We start from the raw sequence: 12,666 nt of genomic DNA on the forward strand, positions 1-12,666 counted from the left end.
GGCAATTGTGACCTGCTCTCCTGTGGAAACCAGAACATCCAATTCTCTGGGATCTGGTTTTTCCTGGATTTGATAAGCGAGATCAATCAGGCGATTAGTTTCACCACTCATGGCAGACAAAACGACAACCATGTCATGTCCCTGAGCGCGAAACGCGGCGACTTTATCGGCCACAGCTTCAATTCGCTCAATTGAGCCAACTGAAGTCCCGCCATACTTCTGCACGAACAAACTCATAACTTACTGTGTTTCCTTAGCTCCACAATAAGTACGCTTCCTGCCCAACTCGTGCAGGCGCGCACTTAATCACCAAACCTCTGCGAAATCAACTCAACTACGAATTCAGACCACTAATTTGACAAAACTTAACTAGTTTAAGGATTGCTCTATCCAATTTGGCACTTCTTTCAGCATATTAGGGAGCGCGGACACATCGGTTCCACCACCCTGGGCCATGTCTTTTCGACCGCCACCCTTGCCGCCCAGCTTCCCGGCAGCAAAGCGCATAAGGTCACCAGCAGAAAGCCGATCTGTCAGGTCTTGGGTAACTGCGGCAACCAAAGCCACCTTTTCATCGCCCGGAGCCGCCAGCAGCACCACGCCACTGCCCAGCTTGTTCTTCATTTGATCCGCCAAATCTCTCAATGATTTGGGGTCAGCTCCGTCAATAGAGGTTGCCAGCAACTTAAAGCCCGCCAACTCAATGGCCTGAGCGGAAAGGTCTCCGCCAGCACCGCTGGCCAACTTGGTTTTTAACTGGGCAATCTCTTTTTCCAGTTTTCGATTGTTAAGCAGCAATTGTTCAACTTTGTCAGCCAAGGAGTCCGGACGCGCCTTAAGCAGAGTCGCTACATGTTCCAGACGCTGCTGCGCCTGATCAAACAGAGACATTGCGTGAGCGCCAGTAACCGCTTCGATTCGGCGCTGGCCGGAAGCAATACCGCTTTCCCCAACAATGCGAATCAAACCAATATCACCGGTGCGCTTCACGTGAGTACCGCCACACAACTCAACGGAAAAAGCCTTGTCATCGGTTTTGCCCATGGAAAGTACACGCACAGTATCGCCGTACTTTTCGCCAAACAGAGCCATAGCGCCCATCGCTTTTGCAGACTCAATATCGGTTTCGTGAGTTTCAACTGGGGTATTTGCGCGAATTTGACTATTAACCAGGGATTCAATCGCGTGCAGCTGCTTTGCCGTTACAGCTTCGGGGTGGGAGAAGTCAAAGCGCAGGCGCTCCGAGTCCACCAGGGAGCCCTTCTGGGTAACATGCTCGCCCAGCACTTTGCGCAAGGCGGCATGTAATAGATGGGTTGCAGAGTGATTCAGGGCGGTGGATTGACGAACATCTGCAGATACGACTGCCTCAAGGGTTTCGCCCACAGCGATGCCCCCCTTCAACACCTTACCAGTATGCAAATGGTGCGCGCTCTGCTTGGTGCAATCACGCACTTCAAAGCGGGCATCACTGGAACTCAAATAGCCACTATCACCTACCTGACCACCAGACTCTGCGTAGAAGGGTGTCCGATCCAGAACAATTGCACCCTCTTCACCTTCTTCCAGGCGTTCAACCTGCTCACCACCTTTAACGATGGCCAACACTTTGCCTGTTGCCTCGGTCGCGTTGTAACCGAGAAACTCTGTAGCCCCTTCCAGTTCGAGGACATCGGTATAGTCCTGTTTAAATTTACCGGCAGCGCGAGCTCTCTGGCGCTGGGCTTCCATAGCAGCTTCATATCCATCCATATCCAGGGATAGACCGCGCTCACGGGCAATATCCTGGGTTAAGTCTGTCGGGAAGCCGTAAGTATCATGCAGAGTAAATACCAACTCACCGGGGATCTCACTGCCTTCGAGGGAAGCCAGGGCGTCTTCTAGCAGCGCCATTCCCTTATCCAGAGTCTTCGCAAACTGCTCTTCCTCTTTGCGCAGCGCATTCTCAATCACCTGCTGCTTTTCACGCAGCTCCGGGTATGCGTCACCCATCTGCTCGGCGAGCGCTTCTACCAGCTTGTAGAAGAAAATATCTTTGTGCCCAAGCTTGTGGCCATGGCGCACTGCGCGGCGAATAATGCGGCGAAGTACAAATCCACGGCCTTCGTTGGAAGGCATTACGCCATCGGCAATCAAGAATGAACATGAGCGGATATGGTCGGCGATCACTCGCAGGGATTTCTCTTCCAGGTCGCTGCAGCCAACCACTTCTCCCGCCGCTTTCAGCAGCGCTTGGAACAAGTCAATTTCATAATTGGAGTGTACTCCCTGCATTACGGCGGCAATACGCTCCAGCCCCATGCCGGTATCCACTGAGGGTTTGGGCAGTGGGTGCAGTTCACCATCAGCGGTGCGCTCATACTGCATAAATACCAGGTTCCAGATCTCGATATAGCGATCGAGGTCGTCATTATCGGAACCGGGAGGACCGCCGGGCACATCGGCACCGTGATCGTAGAAAATCTCAGAACTTGGACCGCAGGGACCAGTGTCACCCATCTGCCAGAAGTTATCCTCGTCGAGACGGGAGAAGCGCTCGGCACTCACCCCCATTTCCTTCAACCAAATATCAGCGGCTTCATCATCGCTGATATGTACGGTTACCCAAAGACGCTCCTCCGGCAAGTTCAATACTTTGGTCAGGAATTCCCAGGCAAAGCGAATCGCTTCGCGCTTGAAGTAGTCGCCGAAGCTAAAATTACCGAGCATTTCAAAAAACGTGTGGTGCCGTGCGGTGTAACCGACATTTTCGAGGTCGTTATGCTTGCCTCCTGCACGCACACAGCGCTGTGAACTGGTGGCGCGATTGTAGGAACGCTTTTCCTGCCCCAGGAAGGTGTCCTTAAACTGCACCATGCCGGCATTGGTGAATAACAGCGTCGGGTCATTGCCCGGAACGAGGGAGCTGGAGGGCACAATAGCATGGCCCTGCTCAGCAAAATAATTCAGAAAGGCGTCGCGAATCTGTGCGCTTTTCATCCGGCGTAATTCCACTTCGTTAGTTGAGTTTTATTTGATTGGCGTCAGTGACACGGTGTCACTTCTGTTCCACTACTGTGCCAGCCCTTGTTCGGGCATTCTTTTTTGGGCAAGCAGGTGAACATGCAGGTGAAATACGGTTTGACCTGCGCTTCGACCGTTATTAACTACCAGCCGATAGCCCTCGAGCCCCAGCTTGCGCCCCAGTTCTGCCGCCAGCCACATAAGGTGGCCGAGCAGGGATTTATCCTCAGCCTGAGCAGCGGATAAATTCACTAGGGGTTTGCGTGGGATAATGAGGAGATGGGTCGGCGCTTGTGGCGCGCGATCCTCAATAACGACACATTGGTCGTCCTCGTAGATCATCTCAGCAGGGATATCTCCCGAGATAATTTGACTGAAAACGCTGGGTTCACCCATTGGTTTACTTTTCCAGCTTTTCCTCGGCTGTCAGCTGCCGCGCTTCAGATTCCAGCATTACCGGTATACCGTCCCGCACCGGATAGGCTAGACCGCTGGCCTTGCAGACCAGCTCCTGTGTGTCCTCTCGGTATTCAAGCGGTGCTTTACTCACCGGACATACCAACAGGCTCAGCAACTTTTTATCCATGTTCCACCCCACTATTTTCCCTCGGTAATACTTCCGATGGGCAAAAATGACCGCGTATCATACAATGCTTCATACGCTTTTACACGGTATTCGCCATAGCTTCTGCTGCGCCACCTGCTGGCCTTGCGCTTTTTTACCCTTATATGACAGAAGCAGTCTCTACTGAAACAGAATTGAGATGGCTAAGTAGCAGCTCCCGGGCTAAACGCCCCTCCTCTATTTCATTAAATACCTCGTGGTAAGACCTTGAGAAACAGTGCAACTGCTTGTTTTTTGACCCCACCTGTCCAAACCACTTGCGGCTGAGTTCCACATCGACAATATGGTCTGATTCCGGCAATAACAGAAGGCAAGGCATGGATATCCCATCCAACCGGCCAGATAAAAACTCCCGCTCCTGCAAAAAAGTCTTAAACCAGCGCAGAGAGATGCTGTGATGCACAAGTTCATCACTGACATACCGCTTGACCACATCCGGACTACGAGATATCCACTGACTATTTATCTGGCTGGAAAGAGCCAACCCCGGAAACCAGCGAGCCAAAAATAGCGCGAGCCATAACAGAAGGCCTTTTGGCTCACTTTTGCCGCGAAAGCCCGGTGCGGAAAGATTTAAACTGTCGACAGACTTATATCGAATAGCACAGCCACAGGCGATAACAGCTCCCATACTGTGGCCAAGAAGATGCATCCCAAGCCCGGGGTTTCCACTTTTTACCAAGGAGATAAATTCATTTAGATCCTCACTATAAAGTGCAAAATCCTCAATATCCCCGCGCTTCCCATCCGACAATCCATGGCCATAATGATCTAGGGCATAGACACTGTACCCTGCTCGATTGAGGTCCTCCGCCAGCTCACTGTAACGCCCACTGTGCTCTCCCAACCCGTGAGATATAACTACTACACCCACAGCTTCTTCTACCCACCAGCGCCGGTAATACAGCGTCACTCCCCTGGTGACAAACTCCATTGCAATCTCCTTATTGATTATTATTTTGCTAGCTAATCGCTATTCCAGGGTTTCACGGTACCTGCCCAGCATGGCCAAATGATTCATGCGGGACCGTTTAAGCAGCGCTTCCTGGGCTGCTTCAACATTCTCCGGGCGCCCCTGCCAAGCAGCGAGTGCTGGCTCTTGTAGTGCGCGCCCATAGGAAAAGCTCAACTGCCAGGGGCCACCACCTTGCTGATTCATTGCATTGAGATTGGCCGTGGCCTCTTCTGGTCCCTGCCCCCCGGAAAGAAAGTTAATTCCCGGCACTGCTGCGGGGACCGTTCGCCGCAAGCTGCGCAGGGTATATTCGGCCACCTGCTCAGGGTCAGCCGTTTCCGCCTCCGCACCAGGGGTTACCATACTGGGCTTGAGCAACATCAGCTCCAGTATTACCCCGTGCTGGTGGAGTGCGTGGAACACAGAGTGCCAAACCCGCTCATTTACCGCCGCACTGCGCTCTATATCGTGCTCACCGTCCATCAGAACCTCTGGCTCGACAATAGGAACCACCCCTTCGGCCTGGCATACCGCTGCATAGCGGGCCAACATCTCAGCATTTGCGGTAAGCCCCAGGCGCGTGGGGTTGTGATGGCCAATAGGATAGACTTCGCGCCACTTGGCGAAGCGAGCTCCTTGCTTTTTATATTGCTGCAAGCGCTCAGACAACCCGTCCAGCCCGTAGGTGATCATATCCCCAGGCGCTCCAGGCAGAGGGCCCTTGCCCTTATCCACCTTTATGCCCGGCACTATCCCTTGTAACGCAGCGACTTGGGGCAAGGGCTGGCCCTCAGTATCTTTTTGCCTCAGAGTTTCCTCGAACAAAATAACGCCACTAATACATTCACCCAACCCCTTACAGGACAGCAGCGCAGCACGGTAGTCGCGCCGGTTTTTCTCAGTGGAATCCACTCCAATCGTGGCAAAGCGCTTTGCAATAGTGCCGCCACTCTCATCGGCAGCCAGGATGCCTCTTTGACCATCGACCAAAGTTGCTACAGTTTCCTCCAGCATATCGATATGTGACATCTCTACCCCTCCCTTAGGTTATTACGCTAAGAGGATAGGCGGTCCAGCCTAAAAAGCTTTACAGGCCTTTACCGCCCTCCGCCAACCAGCCAACAACTGCTCCCTCTCCGCCTGAGTCATTGCCGGCATAAAGTCCCGTTCAATTTCCTGCAAACACTCCGGTAATTCCCTTGGTCGCCAGATCCCACTGCCAATACCAGCCAGCAACGCAGCACCAATAGCCGTCGATTCAATCTGCTGGGGCCGTTCAACACGCAAAGAGGAAATGTCCGCCTGGAATTGCATTAGGAAATTATTCGCGCAAGCACCCCCATCCACACGCATATGGATAATCGGCAAGCCCAGGGCCTGCTCCATCAAGCGGGCCAGCTCATCACTCTGGTAAGCTATAGATTCCAAAGTGGCACGCACCACCTCAGCTCGACCAGCCCCCCGACTCAAGCCGCAAATAGTCCCCCGTGCCGATGGGTCCCAGTGCGGCGCACCCAGCCCACTAAATGCAGGCACAAGATAAACGCCGCGGGTATGAGGAATACTCTGGGCGATGATTTCGGTATCCACCGCCTGCTGGATCATTCCCATCTCGTCCCGCAACCACTGTATAGCGGAGCCCGCTGTGAAAACTGAACCCTCTACGGCATAGGCCGGATTACCCTGGGCATCACAGGCCACTGTAGCCAGCAACCCCCGGGGTAGCTCCGGGCGATCCTCGCCGGCAAAAGCCAGCATAAAGCAGCCAGTTCCGTAGGTGTTTTTTATACTACCGGGCTCGGTACAACCCTGGCCAAACAGTGCTGCCTGCTGATCCCCGGCAACACCACAAATCGGAGCCGATGTGCCGAGAAAGGCGTGGGGGTCTGTATCGGTAAAGTCGCCAGCCGACGGTAGAATTCTGGGAAGAATGGATTCAGGGCACTGGAAAAAATCCAGCAGCTCACTATCCCAGGCTTTATCTTTTATGTTGTACAGGAGAGTACGACTGGCATTGGTGTGATCGGTGAGATGGGCTTTGCCACCGCTCATTTTCCAGATCAACCAGCTATCTACGGTGCCGAAACACAGGTCGCCATTTTGAGCTCGGGTTAGTAAATCCGGGTTACGGCGGAACAGCCAAGTCAACTTACTTGCGGAAAAGTAAGCATCCAGCAATAGGCCACTGCGCTCTCGCAACCAATCAGACCTGCCGAGTTCCCCTAACTCCCGGCATACCTCTGCCGAGCGCCGGCACTGCCACACAATCGCAGGAAAAACCGGCTCACCGGTATACCTATCCCAGACGATCGTGGTCTCGCGCTGGTTAGTAATTCCCACTGCAGTGATATCCGACGCGCGAACACCAGCGCGCTGGAGTGCTGCGGCACAGACCCGGAGAGTTACCGACCAAATCTCTTCCGCATCCTGCTCAACCCAGCCTGGCTGGGGATAACGATTGGGAATTTCCGAGTAACTGCGACCAATCAGGTGGCCCTTACTATCGAAGATAAAAGCTGTGGTACCAGTGGTGCCCTGGTCAATTGACAGGATCATAGGGTTCTCGCGCTTATTCTTTTAGTCTCTTTCTGTACCTGAAAATACGGCCGAAACCTATCGACCAGTCATTCAGGTAGTAGTCAGAGTATAAGCCCGATTAATTGCCGTCCAGCGCCCAGCTAATCGCATCTGTGGGGAAGCCCCTGTAAGCCAGGTATCGCTGGCGTCGCGCTCGCTCCTTCATCCACTGATCCCGTGGAAGCTCTGCGCTCATAGGGGCCCGATATTTTCTCTGCAGCATTTCCGCAGCTAACTCAAACCAATCCACTTCCAACTGATCCAGCGCCTGGGCAATTAGTTCACCGCGCACGCCGCGCTGCTGTAGCTCCTGGCGAATACGCATCGGCCCCTGACCGCGCTGGACACGGGAGCGGGCAAAAACTTCGGCAAAGCGTTGATCGGATTGATAGTTGAGCTCGTGTAGGCGCTCAAAAAGCGTGTCGAAATCGGCGCTGGGGAATTTTGCCGCGAGCTTTTGCCTCAATTCATGGCGGGAGTGCTCGCGGCGGGTCAACAGCTCAAGCGCCGCGCTGAAAAGCGCTTGAGCTGGATCAACGGAAAAATCCGCTTTTGAGTACGGCATTTACTCTTCCGGTAATTCCGCAGCCTCTTCAGGGGTCGCAGGCACTAAATCACCGAGCAGCTGCGCACGCAACTGACCTTCAATCTCGTTGCGAATGTCGGGGTTATCGCGCAGGAACTTGGTAGCGTTCGCCTTGCCCTGGCCAATCTTGTCGCCCTTGTAGCTGTACCAAGCCCCAGCTTTATCCACCAGCCCCATCTTCACGCCGTAATCGACGATTTCACCAATCATGTTAATGCCTTCGCCATACATGATCTGGAACTCGGTCTGCTTAAACGGAGGAGCTACCTTGTTCTTAACCACTTTCACTCGGGTTTCGTTGCCCACCACCTCATCGCCATCCTTAACGGAACCGATACGACGGATATCCAAGCGCACAGAAGAGTAGAACTTGAGGGCATTACCACCAGTGGTGGTTTCAGGGCTGCCGAACATAACACCGATCTTCATGCGAATCTGGTTAATGAAGATCGCCAGGGTGTTGGTGTTCTTGATATTACCAGTGAGCTTACGCAGAGCCTGGGACATCAAACGAGCCTGCAAGCCCACGTGGGAATCACCCATCTCACCTTCGATCTCAGCGCGCGGGGTCAGGGCCGCAACGGAGTCCACTACCAGCACATCAACGGCACCGGAGCGCACTAGCATATCGGCAACTTCCAGCGCCTGCTCACCGGTATCCGGCTGGGATACGATCAACTCATCGACGTTGACACCCAGTTTTTCAGCATAGATAGGGTCGAGGGCGTGCTCAGCATCCACGAAAGCACAAGTACCACCATTGCGCTGGGCCTCGGCAATCACCTGCAAGGTGAGGGTGGTTTTACCGGAGGATTCTGGTCCATAAATTTCAACGATACGGCCACGCGGCAAGCCGCCTATACCCAGGGCCACATCCAAGCCGAGGGAGCCGGTGGAGATCGCAGGAATACGCTCGCGCTCCTTGTCTCCCATACGCATCACAGTGCCTTTACCGAACTGACGTTCAATCTGAGATAGCGCCGCTTTTAATGCCTTGTCTTTATTGGAATCCATGACCATTCCCGTATTTCTGAGCTGAATTGAGTGGTGGCAAGCTTAACGAAGGATTACTGTATAGGCAACCAGTAATTCCTTATACTGAGTACCAGCTTCAGGCTGAGCGAGCCTCGCTTCAAAAAGAAGTCTGAAGCTGGAGCAAACGAACAAAGATTGACCCGGCGGACAGGTTCAAACCGGGTGCTCACGGACAACCTTTAACATTCCCTTCAGCGCCTCAACGACCGTCTGCGATTGCACCTCTGCCCGGTTACCACTGAACAGAAAACACTTCGCATCAATCTGCACTGGCTCTTGCCCCTCCGCATGGGCCCAGGCGATCCAAACTGTACCTACCGGCTTCTCGGCAGTGCCACCATCAGGCCCCGCGATACCACTGACCGCAACGGCGAGATTGGCATCCATCATCGCCAGAACCCCACAAGCCATCTGTCGAGCGACCGGCTCACTCACTGCCCCAAACTGCTTGAGATCATTGCTGTCGACACCCAGAACACCGTTCTTGATACGATTCGCATAGCTCACGATCGATCCATCAAACCAATTCGAAGCACCCGCTATAGAGGTAATAGCCGCCGCAATCGCACCACCGGTGCAAGATTCTGCCGACGTCACACGCCAATCTCTCTTTTCCAGCTCCCCGCCCAACTCTCTGGCAAGCTCAGTTATCTCTCTGTATTCCACCGTTTCTTCCTATTCAACCGCTCCTGGGCCACAACCAAATATTACAGCACAGAAGTGGGCTCTTATTCTCGGTGCCGACCTGCAGCAAGCTTACAAATTCCATTTTAAGTAAGCTGCCCCATACCGAATATACAACCGCCCCTCAGTGGTGAAGCCGCAACCCCTTTAAAAACTCAATCCACGCCGGCTGCACACCGGCGCCGACACCAAAAGATAAATCTCACGCTGTCGAAGCGCTCGCAAGCGGCGGCAGCACTCTAGAAAATAAAACTACCTATGGGAGCCAGGTTACCAATTCTAATTTCCGCCGCCGGCCCACCTTCAAATTAGAATTTAAATTTTAAAAGGGGTCTTAAATCAGCAAATAATTTCAAGCGGGCAGTCCAATAAGCAACAGCAAATTTAAAAATAAAAGCGTAAACAATGTAAAAACACATTAATACGCACTGGCTGATTCTAATTTTAAAGCAGAAAAATTTTGTATATGCGATAAGTTGGACCAGTCTCACGATAAAGGGCCCGGGCTTTCCCTATGCAACAATCGGCTTTTTGTTAGTCTGTTACTGCTGTACTGAATATATAAATATCACAATAAAAAAGCAGATAAATCCCCAAGCCCAACAAGCATTAATCATCGTGGCAGATCACCGCCATTATAAAAATACAATGAAGTTGGCACCCCCATAGATAATTAAAGAAAGACAAAATCATGAATTTAAAAAAATCAGCGATCGCGGCTGCTATTGTAGGCGCCTGTGTGTCCTCACTTGCCAATTCAAAAACTTTGGTCTGGGAAGATAATTTCGACGGCGACAGTATTGATAAGTCCGTTTGGACTTACGATGTGGGCAACTCAGGCTGGGGTAACAATGAGCTTCAAACCTACACCGATGATAGCGCCAATGCCTATGTTGAAGATGGCAACCTTATTATTCAAGCACTGCAAAACGACGACGGCAGTTTTACTTCCGCCCGCCTGAAATCCCTGGGTCGTATGACTTATAAATATGGCACCATTGAAGCCCGCATTAAATTACCTGACCTGGATGCCGGATTGTGGCCTGCCTTCTGGCAGCTGGGTGGCGACTACGGCCAAGTGGGCTGGCCCGCTTGCGGCGAACTGGATATTCTCGAGGCGGGCATGGCCGACGCTCTCAGTGCAGGCACGGTCAACTCAGAAGTTTCCGGCGCTTTCCATTGGTGGCATGAATCCGATGACTACACAGGCCAGGCGGACTACGGTCAATCGAAAAACCTTATTGATGACTTCGGCTCCAGCACTGACCTCACTGAGGACTACCATATTTTCGGTATGACCTGGACACCGGATAGCATCGTCATGTGGGTCGACGACGAAGCCAATGAAATTATTAGCATCGGCAGTGAAGACCCCGCATTTGACGAGTTCCGTCAACACCACTTCCTGATCCTGAACTTAGCGGTAGGTGGCGTCTTCCCAGAGATTTACGCTAACAGTGAAATCACCGCACCGATGCCCGCCAAAATGTATGTGGACTATGTTCGCATCTACGATAACGACGACAGCAGCTACAGCACAGAAATCTCCCTGGCTGAAGACACCGCCAAAACAGGTGATATCGGCGTATTTTCCGAGGGCAGCAACCTCTCCGAATCCCTGGAGCTTGGCACCGATACCGAGCTGTATGTCTGGAACCAAAACAGCATGTCAGCTACTGTCAGCGCCGAAGCTGCCGAGGGTGATGAAGCCCTGGAGTTTGATATTACCGCTGGTGAATGGTTCGGCATGGGCTTCTGGATGCACTATGACCTAAACCTAATGAACTACGAAAACGGTCATCTCAATTTCAAAATGAAAACCACCAGCAGCCAGACTATCGGCATTGGTATTTCCAGTACTGGTGGCGGAGATGCCTGGGTAGATCTGGTGGATGGTGATGATACCTACGGCCTGGAGCGCGATGGCGAATGGCATCAGGTCAGTATCCCCCTGAGCAAACTGGGAGTGGACTTCAACACTATCAGTCAGGCGTTTATGATTCGAGGTGATGCCGCCTCTGAAGATTTTGTTCTGTCCATTGACGATATCTACTTTAGCGAAAGTGTTGAGAAAACAGCCCCGACCGGTGTCTTTTCTCTCTACACCGAAACTACAGAGGCCAATTCAACTTTCACACTGGGAACTGATGGCAACCTGTATATTTGGGGCGATACCCTGCTGGAGGCCACTCAAACCCCATTCGAAGGTGAAGAATCCCTCTCCTATTACTCCTCCGGGGCCGGCTGGTTTGGAATGGCATTTACTGCCGACAGCTACTACGATCTATCCGCCTTCGATAATGATACTGCAACGCTGAATTTCGCCCTGAAAACCAGCTCAGAAACCACCTTTAAGATTGGCATGAAGAGCGGTAGCGTCAGCGATATTGGCCAGCAGTGGATTGAATTTGCCAGCGGCTCCGATCCTTATGAATTCGCGCGGGATGGCGAGTGGCACCAAATATCAATCCCCGTTACTGATTTCAGTAGCGAGGTAGATATGTCAAATGTTATTCAGTTATTTGAACTACTGGGCGTCGATGGAGATATCAGCGATATTGAAATTGACGATATCTATTTCTCCGGCGGAAGCTCAGACAGCGATAGTAATGACAACTGTCGCCCACACTCCCATAAGTGCCACCCTCATCATAAAAGGCACAAGCATCGCCATGGAAACTGCACCCCACCTGCACGATGCGCACAGGGACCCCGTAGACATTAAAAATACAAGGGCGCCGCTAAATAGCAGCGCCCTTTTCTTTTTTACGCCACCCAATTTTTTCACCAGCATCAAAACCCGCCCTGTCTGCCGGCAGATATTATCTTTTAAAGATATGATCCTGTGTGAGGGGAAGCACAACAACAATAAATCCAGATTAAATTTGCTTGCACTTTTGCCCAACACAGAAAGATCAAAAACAGAATTCCCGCACAAAACATTTGCAAACAAAAACACAAAAAGGAATTTATTTTCTTGTAAAAAAATTACAAGAAAATAAATTTTCAAGCGTATGCGACAAACAGGACTACAACTACGACAAGGGGGCCAGATTCGCTTTCCTGTGGAACAATCGTTTTGCTAGGCTTTGCCCGTGACCAGCACCTGTTTTTCGCGTGAATTTCAGGCAATTACAATTTAAGTAATCTGCATTCATTAAATCCACAAGCAACATTTGACTGAGCCACACCATTCCTATC

General features: G+C 52.0%; 11 protein-coding genes (1 of these 11 running past the window's edge). 1 reads left to right on the forward strand and 10 read right to left on the reverse strand.

Annotated elements, in window-relative coordinates; all coding sequences use genetic code 11:
• From ACJJIQ_RS13730 to ACJJIQ_RS13775, 10 genes are all read right to left on the reverse strand, one after another.
• Positions 1–237: the 5' portion of an aspartate kinase gene (locus ACJJIQ_RS13730; protein WP_413662880.1), read on the reverse strand. Its footprint begins 996 nt before the window's first position; 237 of the gene's 1,233 nt are visible here — the first part of the coding sequence; its start codon is at positions 235–237; its stop codon lies beyond the left edge, outside the window.
• 132 nt (positions 238–369) lie between these two features.
• Positions 370–2,979, reverse strand: a complete 2,610-nt coding sequence (alaS, locus tag ACJJIQ_RS13735; protein WP_445362191.1) for an alanine--tRNA ligase — start codon at positions 2,977–2,979, stop codon at positions 370–372.
• 72 nt (positions 2,980–3,051) lie between these two features.
• A complete protein-coding gene (locus ACJJIQ_RS13740; RefSeq protein WP_413662882.1) occupies positions 3,052–3,399 on the reverse strand; it encodes a histidine triad nucleotide-binding protein in 348 nt (115 codons plus the stop codon).
• Between the two features lie 4 nt (positions 3,400–3,403).
• A complete protein-coding gene (locus ACJJIQ_RS13745; protein ID WP_108734085.1) occupies positions 3,404–3,589 on the reverse strand; it encodes a Trm112 family protein in 186 nt (61 codons plus the stop codon).
• Between the two features lie 139 nt (positions 3,590–3,728).
• On the reverse strand, positions 3,729–4,562 hold the full coding sequence (locus tag ACJJIQ_RS13750; RefSeq protein WP_445362192.1) for an alpha/beta hydrolase: 834 nt from the start codon (positions 4,560–4,562) through the stop codon (positions 3,729–3,731).
• A 39-nt stretch (positions 4,563–4,601) separates the two neighbouring features.
• The gene (locus tag ACJJIQ_RS13755) at positions 4,602–5,612 is read right to left on the reverse strand and encodes a class I fructose-bisphosphate aldolase (RefSeq protein WP_445362193.1); all 1,011 of its coding nucleotides are present in this window, start codon (positions 5,610–5,612) and stop codon (positions 4,602–4,604) included.
• Between the two features lie 48 nt (positions 5,613–5,660).
• A complete protein-coding gene (gene glpK / locus ACJJIQ_RS13760; RefSeq protein WP_445362194.1) occupies positions 5,661–7,139 on the reverse strand; it encodes a glycerol kinase GlpK in 1,479 nt (492 codons plus the stop codon).
• Between the two features lie 100 nt (positions 7,140–7,239).
• Positions 7,240–7,725 carry a regulatory protein RecX gene (locus ACJJIQ_RS13765; RefSeq protein ID WP_413662886.1) on the reverse strand — a complete coding sequence of 162 codons (486 nt, stop codon included), beginning with the start codon at positions 7,723–7,725 and terminating at the stop codon, positions 7,240–7,242.
• Positions 7,726–8,760: a recombinase RecA gene (gene recA, locus ACJJIQ_RS13770; RefSeq protein WP_108735301.1), complete on the reverse strand. Its 1,035-nt coding sequence runs from the start codon at positions 8,758–8,760 to the stop codon at positions 7,726–7,728.
• Between the two features lie 174 nt (positions 8,761–8,934).
• Entirely contained in the window at positions 8,935–9,447 is a 513-nt protein-coding gene (locus tag ACJJIQ_RS13775) for a CinA family protein (protein ID WP_445361319.1), read from the reverse strand.
• A 709-nt stretch (positions 9,448–10,156) separates the two neighbouring features.
• On the opposite strand from ACJJIQ_RS13775, the gene ACJJIQ_RS13780 reads away from it, so the two are divergent.
• Complete coding sequence (locus ACJJIQ_RS13780) at positions 10,157–12,190, forward strand: glycoside hydrolase family 16 protein (RefSeq protein ID WP_445362195.1); 2,034 nt, start codon at positions 10,157–10,159, stop codon at positions 12,188–12,190.
• Positions 12,191–12,666: the final 476 nt, after the last annotated feature.

The sequence above is a fragment of the Microbulbifer maximicatervae (SeqCode) genome (assembly GCF_052468295.1).

What these genes read in the sequence shown, in the direction of transcription:
- alaS (WP_445362191.1), bottom strand. Translation starts at nt 2,979, where the DNA reads ATGAAAAGCGCACAGATTCGCGACGCCTTTCTGAATTATTTTGCTGAG.
- ACJJIQ_RS13740 (WP_413662882.1), bottom strand. Translation starts at nt 3,399, where the DNA reads ATGGGTGAACCCAGCGTTTTCAGTCAAATTATCTCGGGAGATATCCCT.
- ACJJIQ_RS13745 (WP_108734085.1), bottom strand. Translation starts at nt 3,589, where the DNA reads ATGGATAAAAAGTTGCTGAGCCTGTTGGTATGTCCGGTGAGTAAAGCA.
- ACJJIQ_RS13750 (WP_445362192.1), bottom strand. Translation starts at nt 4,562, where the DNA reads ATGGAGTTTGTCACCAGGGGAGTGACGCTGTATTACCGGCGCTGGTGG.
- ACJJIQ_RS13755 (WP_445362193.1), bottom strand. Translation starts at nt 5,612, where the DNA reads ATGTCACATATCGATATGCTGGAGGAAACTGTAGCAACTTTGGTCGAT.
- glpK (WP_445362194.1), bottom strand. Translation starts at nt 7,139, where the DNA reads ATGATCCTGTCAATTGACCAGGGCACCACTGGTACCACAGCTTTTATC.
- ACJJIQ_RS13765 (WP_413662886.1), bottom strand. Translation starts at nt 7,725, where the DNA reads ATGCCGTACTCAAAAGCGGATTTTTCCGTTGATCCAGCTCAAGCGCTT.
- recA (WP_108735301.1), bottom strand. Translation starts at nt 8,760, where the DNA reads ATGGATTCCAATAAAGACAAGGCATTAAAAGCGGCGCTATCTCAGATT.
- ACJJIQ_RS13780 (WP_445362195.1), top strand. Translation starts at nt 10,157, where the DNA reads ATGAATTTAAAAAAATCAGCGATCGCGGCTGCTATTGTAGGCGCCTGT.